The 22,075-nt window shown below is 35.1% G+C and carries 13 protein-coding genes; 10 read left to right on the top strand and 3 right to left on the bottom strand.

Going from position 1 to position 22,075, the window contains the following annotated elements; all coding sequences use genetic code 11:
* Genes ACTB0X_RS16730 through ACTB0X_RS16720 form a run of 3 tightly spaced genes read left to right on the top strand, consistent with a single transcriptional unit; the run spans position 1 to position 10,797 of the window.
* Positions 1-681, top strand: coding sequence for a hypothetical protein (locus ACTB0X_RS16730; RefSeq protein WP_463026182.1), 681 nt, complete (start codon positions 1-3; stop codon positions 679-681).
* 3 nt (positions 682-684) lie between these two features.
* Positions 685-10,296 (top strand): RHS repeat domain-containing protein, encoded by a 9,612-nt coding sequence (locus tag ACTB0X_RS16725; RefSeq protein ID WP_463026181.1) that lies wholly within the window; start codon positions 685-687, stop codon positions 10,294-10,296.
* 9 nt (positions 10,297-10,305) lie between these two features.
* A complete protein-coding gene (locus ACTB0X_RS16720) occupies positions 10,306-10,797 on the top strand; it encodes a hypothetical protein (protein ID WP_463026180.1) in 492 nt (163 codons plus the stop codon).
* 91 nt (positions 10,798-10,888) lie between these two features.
* Here ACTB0X_RS16720 and ACTB0X_RS16715 read toward each other — a convergent pair whose 3' ends face one another.
* Entirely contained in the window at positions 10,889-11,116 is a 228-nt protein-coding gene (locus tag ACTB0X_RS16715; RefSeq protein WP_463026179.1) for a hypothetical protein, read from the bottom strand.
* 951 nt (positions 11,117-12,067) lie between these two features.
* On the opposite strand from ACTB0X_RS16715, the gene ACTB0X_RS16710 reads away from it, so the two are divergent.
* The 4 genes from ACTB0X_RS16710 to ACTB0X_RS16695 all read left to right on the top strand — a co-directional run bounded on the left by ACTB0X_RS16710 (position 12,068) and on the right by ACTB0X_RS16695 (position 17,221).
* On the top strand, positions 12,068-14,242 hold the full coding sequence (locus ACTB0X_RS16710; protein ID WP_463026178.1) for a hypothetical protein: 2,175 nt from the start codon (positions 12,068-12,070) through the stop codon (positions 14,240-14,242).
* Positions 14,243-14,301: 59 nt separating this feature from the next.
* The gene (locus tag ACTB0X_RS16705) at positions 14,302-15,273 is read left to right on the top strand and encodes a tyrosine-type recombinase/integrase (protein ID WP_463026177.1); all 972 of its coding nucleotides are present in this window, start codon (positions 14,302-14,304) and stop codon (positions 15,271-15,273) included.
* A 1-nt stretch (position 15,274) separates the two neighbouring features.
* Entirely contained in the window at positions 15,275-16,183 is a 909-nt protein-coding gene (locus ACTB0X_RS16700) for a tyrosine-type recombinase/integrase (RefSeq protein WP_463026176.1), read from the top strand.
* 72 nt (positions 16,184-16,255) lie between these two features.
* A complete protein-coding gene (locus ACTB0X_RS16695) occupies positions 16,256-17,221 on the top strand; it encodes an RHS repeat-associated core domain-containing protein (RefSeq protein WP_463026175.1) in 966 nt (321 codons plus the stop codon).
* 8 nt (positions 17,222-17,229) lie between these two features.
* Here the strand turns inward: ACTB0X_RS16695 and ACTB0X_RS16690 are convergent, their stop codons facing one another.
* Both ACTB0X_RS16690 and ACTB0X_RS16685 read right to left on the bottom strand, forming a co-directional pair.
* On the bottom strand, positions 17,230-17,769 hold the full coding sequence (locus ACTB0X_RS16690; protein ID WP_463026174.1) for a hypothetical protein: 540 nt from the start codon (positions 17,767-17,769) through the stop codon (positions 17,230-17,232).
* Positions 17,770-18,076: 307 nt separating this feature from the next.
* Positions 18,077-18,409, bottom strand: a complete 333-nt coding sequence (locus ACTB0X_RS16685; protein ID WP_463026173.1) for a helix-turn-helix domain-containing protein — start codon at positions 18,407-18,409, stop codon at positions 18,077-18,079.
* Positions 18,410-18,557: 148 nt separating this feature from the next.
* On the opposite strand from ACTB0X_RS16685, the gene ACTB0X_RS16680 reads away from it, so the two are divergent.
* From ACTB0X_RS16680 to ACTB0X_RS16670, 3 genes are read left to right on the top strand one after another with little or no spacing between them, the layout of a single operon-like run.
* Positions 18,558-20,171, top strand: a complete 1,614-nt coding sequence (locus tag ACTB0X_RS16680; protein WP_463026172.1) for a hypothetical protein — start codon at positions 18,558-18,560, stop codon at positions 20,169-20,171.
* Positions 20,172-20,201: 30 nt separating this feature from the next.
* Positions 20,202-21,146, top strand: a complete 945-nt coding sequence (locus ACTB0X_RS16675) for a tyrosine-type recombinase/integrase (protein WP_463026171.1) — start codon at positions 20,202-20,204, stop codon at positions 21,144-21,146.
* Positions 21,130-22,068: a tyrosine-type recombinase/integrase gene (locus tag ACTB0X_RS16670; RefSeq protein WP_463026170.1), complete on the top strand. Its 939-nt coding sequence runs from the start codon at positions 21,130-21,132 to the stop codon at positions 22,066-22,068. The genes ACTB0X_RS16675 and ACTB0X_RS16670 overlap by 17 nt, the downstream gene beginning before the upstream one ends.
* Positions 22,069-22,075: the final 7 nt, after the last annotated feature.

Below are 22,075 nucleotides of genomic sequence, written 5' to 3'. Positions count from 1 at the left end.
ATGAAAAGAGGAATTCTGTTGTTGCTATTCTGTTGTCTTTTTAGTGATTTTTCTGCGCAAACATTATCCGCTGAAGCTTCCATAGAAAAATCACTAAAGGATGTATTTGACAATATTGCTAAAGCTAATTCGGTTGAGCTTATTTATAAGGTTGGATTTGCAACGGATAATGATGGCCAATATACCTATTCTAAAGTCACTTTTATCAGAAATCTGTCTTGTTCAAAAGCTATTACAGAAGTTTTTGATACTTATATTTCTGATTCTATTTACTTTAAAGTAATGAAGCAGGAGAAGGAAATTCTTTTCCTAAAATCAAATCCAAATAATTTAGAGCAATTTGAGACCTTGGGAGGAGATATTCAATTTAATCCTTTAGGTAAAGCAGGATTTAAAGTAGATGTTGCAAATACCAATTTAGCAAACAATTTAATCGTTTTGAATGGGTCCAAAGAAATAGGAATAAGTAAGGCATATATAAAGATTGATGGCGATAGAAATCTTCCTGTTTCGTTAGAATATTTCTATATGAATGGTAGCCGCTTCAAAATTATTTTTGAGAAGGTGTTGATTAATCAACACAAAGGTTGGGATTGTGATATCCAAAACTTTTTTACCCCTGAGAAGAATGAAATTAAAGTGAATCCTAAATATGCTGATTACAAGCTTATAAAATTATAACTTATGAAAAGATTACCCATACTCTCAATACTTATAGTTTTAATTGCTTCAGTTAGCAGTTATTCATCATTTGCACAGAATGCTGACTTGTTAATTGGGAAAACGAATAGACTTAAAGATTATACGCTTAAGGAGCTAAGAGACGGAGCTGATGTAAATCAGCAGTTTAAAATTGAAATTCTAGACATTATCGGTCAGAGTGGTGGGGTGTACCGATACAAAGACTTATACTATAATGTAAGTGCTAGATTCTATTACAATACTATTGATGTGACATTGCCTGCATTATTAGAGGAAGTAAAAATCCAGCCTGAATTGATTGTTTCAGGAAGGCAGGATAAAAATTCTTCAGTTTCACAGGATAATCGCTTTTTAGATTTAACAATTAATCCACTTACTGATATTAGTGAAGCGACCTATTTTTATTCTACTAAAGCATCAGCAGATAAAATTTTTGAATTTGTGAGTTTGGCGGAATTAAAGATTAATGTATCAGACTTTGCTCATCTAGATGATGAGATAGTAAAAGCTTTAAAAGTAGAGCTTTATGTTGAGGTAGGTAGGTATTCCTATGAATTGCCCAATTCTAACGGAGTCATTCCACCTCCTGAAATAATAATCTTTGATCATTCCCAAACTGGCAGTGAGTTAAAGGATAATCAGATTGCTGTTACTTGGACAAATAAACGAAATCCTATTTCCTACGAGTTGGAATGGTTGTATATAGAGAAAGCGAAACAAGATGGTAGTCTCGATTATGATTTTTCTAAGCAAGCGGTAAGGGTTTTAACAACAAATAATTTTTATACTTTAAACAATATATACGAGTCCGGATATTTAGTTTTTAGGGTACGGACTGTTAAACCTCAAATACATTCAGATAGTAATGCATTGGCAGAGCGAAAAATATATGGTCAATGGAGTTTGCCTATCCGATCAAGTGTACAAATTCCTGCTTCCTATATTTATGCATTGGGAAATGATTTATTGTTAGAAAAATTGAATTGGCAATATTCTCGTAGTTTTTCCTCAGAAGGAAAAAATAAAGAAGTAGCAAAGTTTTATGACGGGAGTAATAAAGAGAGGCAAGCCATTACTGTTTTAAACAATGGTAAGGAGGAAACCTTGTTGGATGGAAACAATTATAAAAAAGTAGCCAATAAAACGAGTTTAATTGCCCAAGAAACGTATTACGATTTCAGTGGGAAGCCGGTTATTCAAATGCTGCCAGCACCAATTTTTGGAAACGCAAAGAATTCTTTCCAATCAAATTTAAACTTTACAAATAATGGCGTTAAGCTATTGAAGGACAGTTATGACGATGAGGATTTTGTGACAGCGGATTTGATGGAATTTGACAATCAAACCTCAGGGTCTTCTAAATACTATTCTAGCTTTAGTGATTTGTTAGGTGTTAAAGGAGAAATTCCTGATGCCGAAAAATATCCTTACAGCTTTACTCAGTATAATGTTGATGGATCAGGGCGAGTTACGGCAAATTTTTCTCCTGGAAAAGAATTCATAACAAACAAAAAGAACAATACCAAGTATGTATATGTAAAGCCCTTTCCATCTGACTTAGAAAAATTGTTTGGGACAGATGTTGGGGAATATACTTTTTACAAAAAGAATTTTGCTGTAGATCCTAATGGTCAGGTTTCAGTTTCATACCAAGATATAAAAGATAGAACTGTAGCAACGTCCATTGCAGGAAAGCCTAGGGATGAGGCGAAAATGGATACCATGACGACTACCCCAGTTTATTTTACCGATGACTTAATGAATGGAAACGCTGACTATTTTTTTGAGGCGGGTAACAGTTGGATAATGAGTTTCCCATTTTTTGTTGCACAAGGAACTACTTATAAATTTGCTTATAGCTTTAATTCAAATCCATTCGAGGCCAATTGTGTGAGTAATTTACAAATATGCTACGATTGCAGATACGATTTCATTTTTCAATTGACAGATGAGGATAAAAATACAATCATCCGAATAGAAAAGAAGGGAATTTCTTTTTCCGAGGTTTGTTCATCTAATGGATATTTTGATTTTTCAAATACGGGGACTAACGATATTCTAACTAAATCTGGTGTTACTGCCAATGTGGTGAATGATACGTTGGAGGTAGGTTTATATTCCCAAACTAGTTACACCATCCAAAAAATATTGAAGTTAAATACAGATGAGGTAATTATTGATGCTATTGATGCATTTGAAACTTTAAATTGTTCAACGCCTTACGTTCAATTTGAACAAGAGGAGTTAAATCGGAACGCTTATAATGAGTGTACAACAGACTTCTCAGATAAAGATATGTGTGGTGATATGTTAAATGAAATGATTTCTGATTTTTCTCGGGGGGGGTATTTTATCAAAAAAGGAGCTCATAATCCAACCAATAATGTGAAGATTCTGGGCATTATAAACCCAATATTACAAAATGCGGCCTTTAATTCTCCTTATCTATTACATAGAATTTACTACAGGCTAGCATCGACCTACGGGGCTAAGATTTTTACAGATGAATACAGTACGTTTAATCAATTTAACCGTGCATTTATGAATGAATTTGGGATTGCCTCAAGTCCATTGGTGTCTGATTTTGAGCCTCGATTTGCTGAGTTTTTTGTAAAATTCCACCCTAACTATTGCTCTTATTTGACCTGTCAAGAACTGAATACATACAAAAGTAAAAAGTTCATGGCCATATTAGATCAAAGTGAAACAGTTGAAGATTTTAATAGTGCAATCCAATTGATGGGCGGTATTAGTGGGCATGAAATTGTATTGACTACGACAGATATCACGACAACCAAAGCAATTAATAATGGAGTGTTTGACAATACAGATGATGCAAGTATTATGATGCCTTTTGATCCGATTATTTCGAAAGTTTTTGAAGGACAAACATTATATAATCATGGTAATTATTCTGTAGTATTGAGAGACCAATCCTTGGATTGTTTTAGTAATACTCAATTTCCTTTACCTGCAGTAGGTTCTGCAAATGGCTTGCAAGAATGGTTGTTGGATCAAAAGAAGTTGTATTTCTCTAGAATGTATGATTGTAGCAGTAGTGATACCCTTAAGCCATATGGAATTAAACAATTTGCTTTAACTTTTCATCTATCTGGTAGAAAAGAAATTTGGCAGCAATTTAAAGCACGGTATAAAACGCAGCGAGCCCGATATATCGACGAGATATTAGCAACGAATGCTTGTGAAAAATTATTTTTATCAGATTCAGAGCCTTACACTGTTTCGCAAACCATTGAAACCAATACCAGCGGTGGGCCTGTTACATTTACAGAAACATACTATCTACCATTTTACAATACATTATACAATCCTTATGTGAATAAGGATAACTATCACTCGTTGCCATTTTATAAATATAAAAGACTTAGGAAAAATGCTAAAGTTCCAAATATTGGTAATCAAATAACTAATAAACAAGACTCAGCAAGAGACTTTTCTTCATCTGCTAAGGCTGTTGCTTATTTATTATACAATAGAGGGCTTATTGGACACTTAGATACTGCTAATATTGCTATATTCTTGTCTGATACTATTAATTTTAAACTTTTTGCTTGTGATCCCACTTATCTTGTTGGGCAAGCTGGATTAAGCGCTACAGATATATTCAAAGTTAATTACTCCCCAATTCTTACATCGTTCAGGAAGTATTATACTACAACTCAAAATAGTTCTTACTTTAACTGTGGTTTGACTTTGCAGACAGACTTCAATTGTTTTGATTTTAATCAAGCGATTTTAGATTTTATCAACGCTGGTTTTTCTTCAATCCCATCGTTAAGCTCAACTTCAGATGTTGATATCGACAATGCTTCTCAGGCAATTTTTGCAAACTATTTGAATTACAAATTGGGTTTGAATATTGGATTTTTAGACTATTTTAATTTTTCATTGTCATGTAATTATAACGGATCCAATGTTTTTGGTGCTAATGTGCTTACAAATCCAGCTTTTAGTTCTAAAATAACAGATATCCAAAATAGTATGAGAACATTGATTGACCAAAATGGAGTGTATGTCAATCAAATGGATGAGGCCACTATGGCTTCTACGATTAATGGAAACATGACTAACGGGACAGCTATCAATTTAGCTTCAGATATGATAGGTGTCGGATTTAATGGAATGGAGGGGAAGCAATTAAAGGTCTATTTTTCTGAAAATAGAACAGGAATGAATCTTTTGAGAGATAGTTTAGAGCTTGTTTTTCAAACGATATTGCAGGATTTGAATAATTTGCCTGATTTTGAAACTTCAAACCATGCAGGAGTAAAACAGATCGGTACTGTTGGTCAATCGATACCCGGTTGGAGTGATATCTACATTGATCGGGCATATCGATATTCAAATGGTACGATTTGGGTGCGTTTGGTTCATTTGGATCAATCCTTTTATAATGATTACTATTTTGATTATGAGCCCTATAATTATGCTTATGAATTGAACCAAGTAACCGGAATTGAAACTATAAAGCCAGTTTTTTACTCTGATCGTTTGGATCACTTTACTGCTAATGTATTAATTAATGGCAGCGGTTCCTCTATGAAAATGAGAGTAAGAACAGCAAAGTCTATCGGTACAGTTTATGATTTAGGAATGGCAGCAATAGCTGATATTACTAATAATGGATTAATTCCTCAACCATCTACCTGTGAAGATTTAAAATACGAACGAGCCATTATTAATGCCAAGTATAGGTATAAATTGTATCGAGAAGAATTCATTAAACAATTCAAAAATGAATATGCTACTTTTTGTTTGAATAGGACCAATGGAACAGTTAAAGGGTTTTACAACCAATCGTTAAAGGTGAGGTATCCCAATTCGGAGCATCAGTTTACACTCTATTATTATGACCAAGCCGATAACCTTATCAAAACAGTGCCACCTAAAGGAGTTGCTACTTTAAATTTAAATGCTACTAATAAACAGGGAATTATTGACTACAGGTCAGGTAGTAATACAGCCCCCGTTCGCCCTACTCATTTATTGTATACGACTTATAAATACAATGCAGACAACCAAATTATACAGCAAGTAACACCCAATGGCGGAACCTCCTACTTTTGGTATGATAAGGTTGGCCGTTTAGTGCTAAGTCAGAATGAAGAGCAGCGAAAAACGCATGAATTTTCATATACGTTATATGATCAATTGTCTCGTATCATGGAAACTGGGGTAACAGTAATAACACAAATAGCTGGAGTCAATTCTTTTTGGGACAGTGGACATGGATTTGTTTTTCAGCATCCCATTCCTAATTCGGGTGCTCACCACGTCATAGAGACTACTTATGACGATGGTCCATCGATTTTTGATGTGCCTACTACTTTCAACCCAGAAAATTTACGCTCGAGAGTGGCTACTCAAGCTTTTTATTACAATAGATCTGACTCGAAGTGGTCATATGCCACACATTACAGTTATGATCCAGTTGGGAATGTGAAAACGGTGTTACACGATTATGGGCAGAATGGAAAAATTACAGATGAGGAAGATCGGTTCAAGCGTTTGGATTATTACTACGATAATATTAGCGGTAATGTAATTCGAGTCTATTATCAATTGAGCAAAGAAGATCAATTCGTGCATGAATATGAATATGATGCAGAAAATAGAATTACTAACGTTAAAACTTCTGAAGATGGCATAATTTGGGATAATGATGCTAGATATGAGTATTTTCTTCATGGCCCACTTTCAAGGACCGAGCTTGGGGAACATCGAGTGCAAGGAATAGATTACGCCTATACCCTGCAAGGTTGGTTAAAGATGATAAACAGTGCACATATTGGAGCCGATTTAGGCAATGACATCGCTTCAGGTGGAATTTCAGCAAAAGATGAGTTTGGATTTGCATTGAATTATTTTGATGGGGATTATAAACCAATTTCATCTGCTATCAGTAGTAATTTGTTTGCATCGGTAGACCGACCAATTTCTAGTCAGTTATACAATGGAAATATAAGCTCGATAGAACTTTTTAATGGAGACTTGAATATTGGTAAACATTATAATTATGATCAGCTCAATAGAATTACCCAATCCAAAGAGTTTGACTTAGATTTTAATGCCATTAATGGGGGACCAAATCAAAATTATATCTACCAAACCAGTTTAACCAATAATACAACACAGTATTCTTATGATCGGAATGGAAACATAACTGATCTCAAACGCATGGATGGCGAGTCTAACCAAATGATGGATGATCTTGATTATTCCTACAAATTGGGAACTGACCAACTGGACTATGTAAAAGATTTTGTGTCGAATAATAACTTGTTTCCGAATGATGTTGATAACCAGTCTGTAGGGAATTACGAATACGATGACATTGGAAATCTAACAAAAGATGTTGCCGAAGGTATTAGCAATATTACTTGGACTCCTTCTGGCAAAGTAGCCAGCATAGTACGTGGAAATTATCCTTCAAAAGCGCGTCCGAACCTCTCTTTTGAGTACGATGCCATGGGGAATAGAGTGAAAAAAACAGTAGAATTTGTGGAAGGCGGTCGAAACTTCTTTAAGACGACCTATTACGTACGAGATGCTCAAGGCAATTTAATGGCCACTTATGATGAAAGAGACTGCAATTCAAATAGCGACGAAGACAATTACTATCGTTATTCACTATCGTTTGGAAGTTACTCGAATCAAGCTCGTTTGAATGGTCTTTATATCCCTAATTTATTAAACTATTTAATAAGTACAGATTTTGATCGAAGTACAGATTTATTAAACAGCGCGGCTAATTGTTTATTAAATTCTCCTACTATTCGCTCCACTATTTTTCAGCAAATGGTATTGAGTGATTATTTTGCGATGCAGCCGCTCGCATATCAAAGAGTGCTTAACTATTCACCATACTTTTATGCCAATGATGCATTTGTAAATTCTCATACTGCATTTTACAATGCGGTTAATGACAAACACGAAGTTTGGCTTCAATATTTGAAGCAGAATACAAACTTGATTCCATCTTTTTATAATAGTTTAGAAAGTAGTTTCAATAATTTAAGTGCTCAAGACAGGAATAATTATGTGTGGGATATTTATAACCAACATAAAGTTATTCTCAATGAATTATTAGATTCTGACCCTAATCTATTTATAGATCTGCTTCAAATAGATCCTTCGGAACTGCAAACAATGGTAGATGCAAAAAATGATATGAATACTGCTCAAAATATTTTGAGTGACTTATTGGGTGATTTGTTAAACAACCATTTTGACCCGCAGGTGGATGATGTTGATTTAGAAACAAAGTTGAAAAAGCTGAATGCCTTGCTTTATGTTGCAAATTTAAATGCCAATGAATTGTGGCAAGTGTTTGACCCATATGTATCATTACTGCAGCTAATGGAAGACAGTTATCAATCAGGATGGATTGCAAACCCTTCGGTTTCTTATGATTTGTTAAGCGTCATTTTGAGGCATCTCGAAACCTACGATTTTGGAGTCGTTAATTTAAATAATATACCTGACTATAATCCAATGTATGCAGTGAAATGGAATGAAGATGTGAATGGTCAATTTCTAACCTACTTTATTGTTACGGATATTGCAGCAGAAAGTGTTTCTGCAGCATCAGCGAGTTACTTCTTTGGATTTAATAGTAATGTGTACACACTTTATTTTGCTCAGTCGTCAACTGTTAGAAGCTATGTGCTAGATGCCATTAATAGAAATTGGAATAGTGCGGTGTTTAAAAATACAGTGTTAGCTCATGTAAATGATACCAAAACGAATTTGGAACAAACAGAAACGACAGCTCAATTACTCAACTATTTCAAAATCAAGTTTCCATTTATGCTGTTAAGTCAAAATTCGTCAGATGCGTTAAATTGTGCATTTATGGGATTGGAAAATTACTCTCCATTTGAATACGTAGCAGACCTGAATGCTAAGTTTGGCTTGAATATAATACCTCCTTGCCCTACTAGCGATGTGTATCTCACACCTGTTTCTTATGATGTGTATGGAAGTTCTAGGTTAGGTACAATAGATGCCAAGATTAGACGAAAGGACAACTCGAATACCTTTTCGAGAAAACTTAGGGCAAAGACCTATGAACTAACCGACCATTTAGGAAACGTAATGGTGACCATTTCTGATAAAAAATTGCACCCACTAGAATATCAAGATTCCTCTAGTAATTATGCCAGTTATTACAACGAAGGATTTAAAGCTGACGTAACAGGACGATATGACAGGTATCCGTTTGGGATGGAAATTGCCTCTCGTTCAGGTGATTTTAGGTTAGAAGATTACACCAAGGATAGATACAAAACCATATTCTATGGCTTGTTAAACGATTGTGACGATTATAGCTATCACTCATTCTTAGCGGAAGCATATGAAACCTGTGAAACAGCGTTGAATCCATTTAACCAACCGGTAGTATCAGGGTACACCATCGAATGTGATCAACAATTTTATATCAATTTAAGTATGTCGTTGAGCGAAATAATTCCTAATTTAGATGCCAATGCACTCTATGAATTTACGATTATGGTGACGCAAAACGCAGGACGAGTAATAACAGCAGTAATGGATACCGCCCAAATGACAGTGACAGCGCCTGGGGCTTCTACTGTAGCTGCCGTGAATGCTTCTGCCACCAAATACGTGAAGTTTTATTACCTAGGCAGCCACCTCACCACACTAGCAGGTAGTAACAATAGAGTAGATTTAAGAATTAATGTAGCCGCTGGCTCAGGTTTTTCAACCTCTACAGCCACCATTTCTGATATTAGTATCAACGAAGTAACGTTTGGAGCAAATGCTCCAATAGCCCTGAGAAATGGTGCGGCGTATCGCTATTCTTGGAATACTCAAGAACGCATGGACGAGGTGGCAGGCTCGGGAAATCACTTAACTGCACCATTTTGGGAATATGATACAAGAACAGTTCACAGATGGAATTTAGACCCCCGTCCTGTAACTTCAATGAGTCCGTATGTAATCAATCAAGGAAACCCGATTTGGTTTAGCGACCCTTTCGGAGATACTGTAAGAGTTGAGGGATTTAAGGAAAGAAAAATAGAAAGAGACCTTAAAAAAGGATTAGATGTAAAGAAAAAGGAAAATCCATTTAGTTTTAGTGAAGAAGGAGATTTAACTATGGATCAAACCAAATACGACGCACTATCAAAAGACCAAAAAGGGATAGCCGATAACATTAATGAAACTATTAATAGTGACATTACTTTTACCATAAAGAAAGGGAGCAATGACCAAGTAATAGGACAAGATGCAAACGGAAATAATGTAGACTTATGGAGCGTAGGAGGTTTTGCAACGGTTGGATATGCTAACGACCCTAAAAATGTTACGATTTGGAGTAATAATACTCAGCTTACGGGAATAAACAGAGCTACTGATAAAAATGGAACATATCTTAAGCAGCCAACTTGGCTTTCTTTATTCCATGAATTAGGAGGGCATGGATATAATAGATATGTTAATAAAGACCCAAAGCAATCAGGTAAATCAATTGACTATGAAAATAGGGTAAGGGCTTTGCATGGTTTAGGAGTGAGAGATTATGACCAAGAACACCCAAAACCATAATTTAGAAAAATGAATAGGAAATTAATCTTTTTAATAGGAATTCTTCTTTTATGTTTTCAATATGGGAACAGTCAATCAACAACATCTATTATAGTTGATATAGAAAAAATTGATAATAATGTTTATAGTGCAGCATTATTTAACAAAGGCGATAGTGTTTTATGTCTTTTGCTTTCTCCCTTTTATTCGATGAAGAATGATAGTATTCCCACTTCACTTGTTCCATACAACGAAAAGGGAGAAAAAACAATTTACAATATCTTCTATTCAAAGGAATACTCAATGATTGATGGTGCAATCGGAGCTTATCAAGGAGTATGTATTTTACCTTATCAAGCAGTCATTCTGAATTTCGAGATTGAACCAACTGAAAAATCAAAAAAACTAAGGATTGATTATTTCCTAAAAGAAGACTACTGTCATAGTAAATTCAAGAAAGAAATAAAAAAGAGAGGTTGGTATAATAGGTATAACCTAAGAAAGCAATATGTAGAATTTTGATAATTAAAGCCCAAGTTTACCGCTTGGGCTTCTTTTTTGTCCTGTTCGCTCCGCTCAAAGCTGCTGAAACAGAAAACTTATTAACAAAACTCTAAATCTTCCGCCTTCCCTTTGCTGCTCTGCTTTTCCGTGTGTTTTTCCTTCCTGTCCTTTCCTTCCCCAATTCGCTTGGGTTTAGGCGTGTTTTAAGGGTGTTTTTTTGCTGTTTTTGGTTTAGTTTTTTAGGGTTTTGGTTTTGTGGTTTATCGGCTTGGTTTCTGTTCTTGTTTTTTCTCTTTTTGGGGCTTTTTCTTTTAAATTCTTCTCTTTTTCTTGCCATCGGCAAGAGAGGACTTTTTTTGGTTTTTAATTGCTCTAATCATCTGTTTTAGTCGCTAAATTTTTGGGCTTTTTTCTTAGTCGCTTTTTGAGTTCTTCCGTTTTGCGGAATTACATTTTTTTGGGGCTTTTTTTCTTCTCTTTTTGCTCTGCTTCGCAGGGCATTTTTTGGGGCTTTTTTGGCGGTTATTCCGCCATTTGACTTTTTACTTTTAAAAACTATTTTTGGACGGTTTCAGCTTCGATTTAATCATTTTTTAGCTTCTAATTTTAAGCTGACTAAATTTTATCTTTTCGGCTCGGTTTGACTTGTTCTTGAACGCTTTTACTTGATTCACTTATTAACAATTCCGCCATTCTGTCGGCTTTTTGATTTGGTTGTTTTGGTCGGCTTTTGACGGCTTAATTTTGGCGATTATTTGCCTTAATTCATCATTTTGTTAGTCCAATATTGGACTAATTTTTTTGAGGCTTTTTTAATTCCGACTTGTCGGAATTTGGGATTTTTTTTAGTTCGTTTATAAGTCTGACTTTCAGACTGATTTTTGGGGCTTTTTTTCTTTTCTTTTGCCTTGCTTCGCAGGGCATTTTTTTGGGCTTTTTTTCGGACTTCCGTCCGTTCGATTTTTATTTTTAGAAGTGTTGTTTTCGCTTTTTGGTCGGCTCGGTTTCAGTTCTCCGTTTTTGGACTTTTAAAGTCAATTTGGGGGCTTTTTTTGATTTTTGGGAGTTTTGTTTTTAATGGTTTATTTTCGGGCTTATTTTCTCTCTTTTTTTCTTTTTGGGGCTTTTATTTTCTCTTTTTTTGGGGCTTTTTTCTCCACCCTTAAAACACGCCTAAACCCAAGCGAATTGGGGATTTCCTCTTTTTCTCCCTGTTGATTTCTTTATTTGTTTTCTTCCTCTGTTCCTTCGTTTTTTTATGCTTTAAAGTAGCACTAAAGCAATAAAAATGATGAAGGATTTACAAATTTTGAACCCTCGATTTATTACCTATTCAGATAAGATTTTGACCGTTGACCTTTTGGGCGGAGTGGACACACAGCAAATTGAAAGAATGATTTGCACTTTAAGAATAAGTTTTGAGAATTACCCACCATTTAGAACTACGCTTGATTTATACAACGACCATCAAACCGATAAACTAATCAGAACCCTTTGCGATAAATGGAATTTGCAACTTACCGACTGTTCAGGCTCGGTTCATTCGATGATAACACAGCTTGAAAGCTACAAATTAGAAAAACTTAAATATCCACAACGAAAAGAAGCAGCCCAATTTGAACAAAGCGAAGAAGAAGAACAAGAAGCCAAAAAGTATTTGGCTCATAAAAACTTAGTTCAGAACCTACAAAGCGACCTTGAAAAAATTGGAATACTCGGAGAAGATGAAAACGCTTTAATTCTCTTTTTGTCGATGGCTTCCCATAAGTTCAGTAATCCGTTTTCTGTTCTCTGTTTGGCAAAAGGTGGAATTGGTAAAAGCTACCTCATTAAAAAGCTCTCGGAATGTATGCCAAAAAACCAAATTAGCTACCACACTCAAATAAGTAAAAACGCTCTTTTTTACTTCGATAGCCATCAAATTGACGGTAAAGTAATGTTTATTGAAGATTTAGAATGGACACACCAAATGTTAAACCCTTTAGCCACTTTACAAACTCAACAACAATTGATAAAAACAAGAGCCACCAAAGACAAAGACGGAATGTTACACACCACCTCTTTTGAAATTATTGGAAAACTCTGTTTAATTGCTTGTGCCTACACCGAAAAGAATTACGACCAATTAAGTCTGCCTTTTTTGTGCTTGCATCTGAACCACAGCCAAGCCCAAGATCAAAATATAATGAACTACCAAAAACGAATAAGAGCAGGATTAATAAACCCTTTAGACATCTCACAAACTCAACGAAAATTAAAATGTGTATTGGCAAACCTTCACAATGTTAGCATTATCAACTCTTTTGCTATGCTTATTGAATTGCCTGACGATTTACCACACCCAAGAAAAACCTTTTTATTGTTGCTCAACTTTATTGATGTTATTACTTACTTCTTCCAATATCAACGAGAAACAGTAACAGACGAAAGCACAGGAGAAATTTTTATTAAAACTCATCCTGATGATATAGCTTTAGCCTTCTCTTTGCTTAAAAATTGCCTGTTCCGTAGAGCGGATGAACTCTCTACTACCTCAAGGGGATTTTACAATTGGCTGCAAAAGTTCTTAACCGATGCAAAAGCCAATGAATTTACCGCTTTAGACATTAGAAAAGTCAAGCGAATACATCCCCGAACCTTAAACCGCTATTTACAGGAACTAACCACCTACCACTATTTACAAATTGTTGGGGGCAACAAGCATCGAGAAGGTTATCGCTATAAAATCTCAAACCTAAATGAACTTAACGAACTACAAAGCGGAATAGAAACAAGCCTAAAAAATACCCTTGAAAAAATACAGTCTGAACACCAAAAGCAAACCAAAATAAAAGAAGAACCAAAACAGGAAACTGCGAAAGCTGAACCGAAGGAAGAACCAAAAAGGGAAGAGAAAAAAGAACCAAAACAAAAGCCCAAATCAAAGCGAGTAAGAATAACAGACAACTACAAACACACTTTAAAACTACTCTTAGAACTTGAAGCTAAAGAACCAAAAAGGGAATATCAACCCAACGATTTTACAGAGTTAACAGGCAGAAGCTACGGACTTGAAGCCGTTTATTTAAAAACCTTGTGGGAAAAGAAAATATTAGAACGTGAAATGATAGATAGCCAATACATCTACCGACTTGCAGAAAACTATGAGCAGAGCAAAACCGACCCTGACAAAATCAAAAAAGCACCTGAACGAATTAAGAAAGTAAATCGCATTGATGAAAAGGAAAAACACACCTTAAAACTACTCTTAGAACTCGAAACCAAAGAACCAAAAAGAGAATATCAACCGCACCACTTTACAACGATTACAGGCAGAAGCAAATGCACCGAAGCAAGGCACTTAAAAACCTTATGGGAACAAGGAACGCTAAACCGAAAAAAGAGAAACCGACAACTTTATTACACACTCAAAAATGATAGTAAGACAGTAGGACAAAACCCCTTGTCCAACTCTCAAACCTAAGCCACCACAAAGAAAAACAGTAGGACGACAACAAAATAAATCATTAAAAGCCTAAAAAGATGAAATTTAAAACAACTATGAGCGAAAGCGAACTAAAAGCCTTTACTGAATATCTGCAAAAGAAAAACCTTGCAATAAGTTCAATCATTCGCTACCGAACCGATGTAGAAAAGTTCTTTCTGCGAATCAAAAAAGAAGCTATCCAAATAACCAAAGCCGATATATTAAACCATTTAGAATACTTGAAAAAGAGAAAGAAACAGCAAAACACAACCCGAAAAATGCACTTAATCTCTTTAAATCATTACTTCACTTTTTTATATGAAAGAGAAGAAATAACGGAAAACCCTTGCTTGTTTTTAAAAATGAGAGGAACGAAAAAAAAGACACTTCATAGAACCTTTAACGCTGAACAGCTCGAACAGCTTTACGATAACTATTACCACATTTTTGTAAAGAACTTTGATAATAGCCACTTACCCAAGAATCAACGAAAACGAACAGCATTAAGCAAAGAACGGAACACAGCAATTTTAAGCCTTTTACTGAATCAAGGAACGACCACCAAAGAAATTGACGGCATTTTATTACAAGATATTGACCTACAAAAAGCAACAGTAAAAATAAGAGGTGGAAGAAAAAGCAATGACAGAAATCTACCATTAAAAGCCGAGCAAATAGGCTTATTGATACACTACCAAAACGAAATAAGACCTCAAATTTTAGAACACTTTACAGACGAAACCGAAAAACTGTTTTTACCGCTTCCCGATTACAGCAAGCAGAAAACCAATAATAACAGCTTAATGAATGTATTTAAACCATTGACCAAGCAAGTAAAGAGCATAGAACCAACCTTTTTAAACTTCAAACAAACAAGAGCTTCGGTAATTACAATTTGGCTTAAAACGGTTGGACTTAGAAAAACTCAATACTTCGCAGGGCATAGATATATAAGCAGTACAGAAAATTATTTATCGAATAATGTAGAAGGCTTAACTAATGATATTGCTAAACTTCATCCGTATTAAAATGAATGAAAATTACAGGGAAATTATTAGAGCGTATCAAAATTGGTTAGATACTTTAGGCTTCTCCGATGGAGTTGTAAACGAATACCCGAATCGAATTAGAGATTTTATAGAATGGCTCTTAACTCAAAATATTAACCGAATAACCGACCTAAACCGAAGCCACATAAAAACCTATTTTGCTCATTTAGAACACCGACCAAACAAAAGAAAAAAGGGGCTGATTGGAGTAGCCCACATGAACCACAATTTTATTGCAGTCGACAAGCTGTTGGAGTTCTTACACCAAAACGGAATGAAAACCGCACCAATCCCAACCCATCACAGAATAACACCCGATAAGCAACAAAGAATTGATGATATTGAAATACTGACCCAAGAAGAAGTAAAAGAACTTTACAACGATATAGAAAACACTTACCCAAACTTAAAATTTACGCAAAGGGAAATTATACACTATCAATTGAAATTAGTCTTTGCCATTTATTACGCTTGTGGACTTAGACGAAGCGAAGGACACCGACTAAAATTAGATGATATAAACTTCGATAACAGAACCGTTTTTGTAGAAAAAGGAAAGAACTACAAAGACAGAATAATCCCAATGAGCGAAGGAGTTTACAAAGATTTACAAGATTATATTTACAACTTCCGAAACCGCTTAAAAACACCTCATAAACGCTTATTTATCTATCGGGCAGGCTCATTACTTAGAAACTTCAACTACTTGCAGAACCAAAGCGAAAACGAACAAATAAGAGCCAAAAAAATAACCTTGCACAGCTTACGCCACTCCATCGCAACGCATCTACTTCAAAACGGTATGGAAATGGAAAATATAAAACTGTTTTTAGGTCATAGCAGCTTAGAGAGCACTCAAATTTATACCCACATCGTAGAGCGGAACTAAGCCCAAAACTGCAAAAATCTCATTACATCTTACTGAACAATATTTAATATTAAGTATCTTGCAACCTACAAAATGGGAGCATTAAAACTATCATATTATAACTATGACCAAGAAACTGAACGCTATGAGTTCAGCAAATACCCCAATGTAAATAAACTGACCTTAATAAATACCACTCAAAAAGCACAAGGGGAATACCTTTATGGCTTTAACGGTATGGAAAGGGATGATGAAGTGAGTGGAAGTGGAAACTCTTACACAACGACCTTTAGGCAGTACGACCCAAGGTTAGGACGTTGGCTCAGCGTTGATCCTAAAACTAAAGCCCTTCCATGGCAGAGTCCTTATCTGTCTATGAATAATAATCCCGTTTTATTAAATGATCCAGACGGCGATTGCCCTCCTGATACCCCTTGTGATGATCCTGATGTAATTGATAAATCTCTACAGACTCTAGATGATGTTGTAGCAGGGGCAATTGAAGTATATGATGATGTTTCAAATTATATATCATCATTCAATCCAACCGTTAAATTTAATGCAAAAATAACGGCAGGAAGTCAATTGAAGGCAAGTGCAAAGTTTGCAGGAGGTAAAATTGGATATGAAAGTGGAACTGATGTAGAAACTGTGGCAGAATTTAATGTTGAGGCTCAATATACGGGAGAAGACTTTTCTGAAAGTAACCCCACAGGTCCAACACGACTTAATTTTAGTCCTTATGCTGCGAGTAAAGACAAAACTGTTTCTAAATTAAGTTCTACGGAGTCTCTCTCTTTATTTGTTGGAGGTACAGAAAGTGTTTCATATGAAAGAAATAAAGCAACTAACCAAAAAAGTAAGATTCAAGTTCAAAGATCGAGTCATATTCTTGCAACTACTTACACAGAAACTACAAGTATGGGAGATAATGGGACGCCGACTTCAAGCGATGGGTATTATTGGAGTTTTGGATTTAGTGGTGCTTTTGGATTAGGTATATCCGTAAGTCTTGATATAGGTTTTGACCAGAGCTATATCGAAGATACGGGGCATTAATTAATGTTTTAATTTATTATTAAGCTATTGCTTACTTGTTTAAATAGGTTCGCATATTTTGGGAATGAACTAGATACTGATATGCAGGTTATGGAGTAGTTTGATAAATTGGAAAGATAATTTACTGATGTTCCATGTAAAGCGACTTCTTTGACCTTCATCTTGTAGGAAATAGATACCTTATTACCATTTATTCCTGTTGTGATTACTTCTAAATCTTTGTATCTAGAATTTAAACTATTTAATAATGACTCCTGAAATTGTTCAGGAGTTATTTCGGGGAGAGGTGTTTTGATTACAGTTATATTAGGATTGAATTGTGCTTTTGTTTTTTCATTAGAAATAGCAATAACTCCTCTTTCTTTCTTTTCTCTTATTATATTCCATTCAATAGGCAGTTGGACTTCAAATGAGTTAATAGTATCTGTGTAATTATACAGAGTGTTATCTAATAAATTACTTGATTTACCTCCTTGTGCGCTATGGTTGCTCATACTTATCGTACTAGTGAATAATGTAATGAGAGTTATTAGTGTTCCTGTTTTCATGCTAAGTTGTAATGATGCCTAGAATTATAAATAGATATGCTAAAGTTAGTGTTCTGTTGATGCTTTTACGCAAGTTAATATATACTTCTGTTTTCGCTTCTGGGAGCAGAGCAAATAGACAAGCTTTTATGTAGGACTTAATAAAAACATGAAACTTGTGTTCTCCTACATTTAAATTAGTAGATATTTTATAATAGAATGTTATTTGTAAACCTACTTTTAAACAAAAGGTCAAGATTGATAATAGGAAGAAAAAATATGATGTGGTGAATATCAAAATAAAGCTCTAGCGTTTTTTATTTAGTTTTTAAGATATGTAAGCTAATTTAGCCTTATAATCTCTAACTAAAGCATCCATTACTTTAAAAATTTGTGATTGTTCTTCAGGAGGTAGTTGAGTCACTTCTCTTATTCTGCTTAAAGTGCTTTCATTTAATTCAATTGAAGTTTTGCCTGCCAAGTAATCCAAAGAAACTTCAAAGGCCTCAGCCATCTTCCCAGCGGCTTCAATAGAAGGGCTAGCCTCATTGCGTTCGTACTTCCCAATCATTACTCTAGAAATACCACTTTTATCAGCCAAATCGGTCTGCGACCAATTCTTCTGTTTTCTTAAGTCTGTAATAATACTTCCTGTTTCCATATATCTAAAAGGCGATTAAAAGTCACTAAAATGTAATGATAAAGCGAATTTACGTAATTATTGGAGATAATTAAATCCAATAGGAGTTGCGTAAATGAAAATAATCAGATAGATTTGTATCTAATAGTTACAGAATCTTTTTTTCAACATGGCAGCAAAAAACTTCAACTACACGAATCCAGAATCACTGATTTACCAAAATGATCTTTTAAAACTAACCGTTTTGGGCGGAATAAAATTAGATGGCTTGGACAGAATGCGAACGACATTGAAAATTGAGCTGAACGGAAGTGCTGTTCCACCAGTTCGCCACAATTTGGATTTATACAATGATTTAGCCTGTGAGAAACTAATCAGAAGAACCGCTGAAAAGTTGGAGATTGGAACGAGTGTAATCGCTGCAAGTATTGCCGAACTAACCGGAACATTAGAAGAATACAGAATCAACCAAATAAAGCAGGCAGAGAATAAACAATACGAAAGTCCAAAACTAACAGCAGATCAGCAGCGAGTTGCTGCAGACTTTTTAAAGCAACCTAATCTACTTGAAAAGACCAATGAAATGATTGGAAAAGCAGGAATGATCGGCGAAGAAAACAACAGGCTGATGATGTACTTGATTTTTACCAGTAGAAAACAGAATCAACCGCTACACATTGTAAGCCTTGGAGCAAGTGGCACAGGAAAAACCCATTTACAAGAAAAAGTAAGCGAGTTGATACCAGAAGAAGATAAAATAGAAATTACCACCTTATCCGAAAACGCCTTTTACTATTTTGGACAACGAGAGTTAAAAAACAAACTCATACTCATAGAAGATCTCGACGGAGCAGAAAACTCTTTTTATCCACTGAGAGAATTACAGAGTAAAAAACGCATCTCCAAAACCATTGCACATAAAAACACCAAAGGAGAAACCAAAACCATTCATTTGGTGGTAGAAGGTCCAGTAAGTGTGAGTGGCTGCACCACCAAAGAGCAGATTTATGAAGACAATTCCAATCGGTCTTTTTTGATTTACTTGGATGAATCAGAAGAACAAGATCAGCGAATCATGGATTATCAACGTGCCGAGTCGGCGGGACAAATTAATCATGTGCAGCAAGAAGAAGCTGCTGATTTACTGCGCAACTGTCAGCGCATTTTATCGCCTATAAAAGTGATTAATCCGTTTGCTCAATTATTAAAAATCCCGAAAGAAGTATTTAAACCTAGAAGAACGAACAATCACTATTTGCAATTCATTGAAGCCATCACTTTTTACCACCAACACCAGAGAGAACAAAAAGTAGATGAAGAAACAGGAGAACTTTATATAGAAACAACACTGGAAGACATAGAAGCAGCCAACCAATTGTTAAAGGAAACCCTGCTCCGCAAATCAGACGAATTAAATGGAGCTTGCCGAAACTACCTGGAACAAATCAAAGCTTATTTAGAAGTAGAAAACAAGAGATCCTTTAGCAATATAGAAATCAGAAAGAAGCTGAGAATTAACCAGAGCAATCAAAAAAGATGGACAATCAATTTAGTCAGTAATTACTTTTTGAAACGAGTAAAGGGAAACAAAAATCAAGGTTATCAATACGAAATAACGAGTTACGAAGAATACCGACAATTAAAAGAAAAAGTCAATAATGCCTTAGAAGAGAGCTTGGAAAAGTTGAAAAATCTGCTTCAAGAAAAGACTGAACGTTCAAAAGCGGTTCAAAGCAAGAATGAACCATCTAAAGCAAAGAAAATCAAAGCGGTAAAAGAGTAGTTCAAGAAGTTCACCAAAAGGTATATGACCATGAAATTTTTAGTCCTAAAAAGTGCGAGCTACGAACATTTACAAATTGCTTTTAAAGAGTGGTTGGACATTCTGGGGTATAATCCAATGACGGTTTACAACATGCCGCACAACATTAGAGAATTCTTGTATTTTCTAGAGCAGCAGGGCTGCAATCAGATTAACCAAATCCAAACCCAAGACTATAAAAATTACTTCAATCACATCAGTTCGAGACCCAATCAACGAAGAGGCGGAGGACTTGGAAATGTGTATATCAATCAGCAAATACAAGCCATCCAAAAGTTCTACGAATTTTTGATTCACAAAGGAACACGAGGAATACCACCCGTAACATTAAAGCAACTAAAACTAGACAGAGGAAACATTACCGTATTAACACAAGAAGAAATCAAACAGCTTTTTGAAGTGACCAACCAAGAAACTTTGCACCCCAAACAAGAAGCGTTTAATGCTAGAGATAAAGCGATGTTGGTAGTTTTTTACGCTTGTGGTCTTAGAAGAAGAGAAGGGGCAAGTTTAGCCTTAGATGACATCAATTTTGATCGAAGAATTTTGCATGTACGAAAAGGGAAGAATTACAAAGAACGGTTAGTTCCATTTAGCAAATCGAGTTCTAAAATCTTACAAGAATATGTCTATGATCACCGACCAAGTTTGATAAAAACCAATAAAAGCAGTTCATTATTTATTGGAATGTTTGGCAAAGTAATGACGGGCGGCAGCTTGTATGGTAGGTTAAAAAAGTTGGTTGTATTGGTTGAAAATACAGGATTGCAGCAAAAAGAGGTTGGATTACACACGTTAAGACATTCCATTGCTACACACCTTTTACAGAATGGAATGGATCTGCACAAAATTCAACGCTTCTTAGGTCATGCAACATTGGAATCAACTCAAATATATACTCATCTAATTGAAACCCAAAATGGCGCGGAGCTTTAAAGAACACTTGCAAAGTCATGGGAAAAGTAAGTCAACAGTAGATCATTACAATACGTATGCACTGGACTTTTTAGCTTGGTTGGATGAAGATGGAACTGCAATCGAAACCGCCACAGCAAAAGAGGTTTTAAGTTATTTAAGCCACTTGCAAAAAAGAGGTCAGGAGAATAAAACGAGAAGTATTCGATTGAATGTAATCAAGCAGTTTTTTAACTATCAAATAGACGATGGCCATCGAACAGAAAATCCCATACAGCACTTAAAAATAAGAGGCACGAAATCTAGAAAGCTCTATCCAATTTTAGACAAACAACAATTGGATAAACTTTACAACGATTATAAAATTCCTGATGAAAAAGATGAACGAGCTAATCGAAATTGGTTTAAAAGTTATCGACTAAGTAAAGCTAGAAATAAAGCCATTTTGAGCTTGATGATCAATCAAGGATTAACCACTCCAGAAGTAAATAATTTGCAACTAAATGATTTGAAACTGAAGGAAGGAAAAGTATTTATTGGTGGAGGAAGAAAGAGCAACGAACGGACTTTAGAGCTGAAATCAAACCAGATTATTGAGTTGATGGAATACCAATATACCACCAGAAAAGAGCTGTTAAAGTTTTGCAACACGGACAATAAAAACTTATTTATCAGTACACCACCAATTGGAAAAGCTGAAAATACAAGAACAAATTGCAAAGAGATTTGGAAACGATTGAGTCAAGAAATTAAAGAGCAAAACAAAGAATTCATCAACTTTAAACAAGTTCGGACTTCTGTGATTACGCATTGGTTGAAGCAGTTTAATTTAAGACAAGTTCAATACATGGCAGGACACCGATTTGTAAGTTCAACCGAAGGATATTTAGTAAATCACACAGAAGATTTACAGAAAGATATTGATGAGTTTTATCCGTTTTGATAAAAAG

It is taken from the genome of Acidiluteibacter sp. (genome assembly GCF_055129545.1).
Note: the sequence above shows the minus strand (reverse complement) of the source record. Positions and strands in the feature narration are given on the sequence as shown.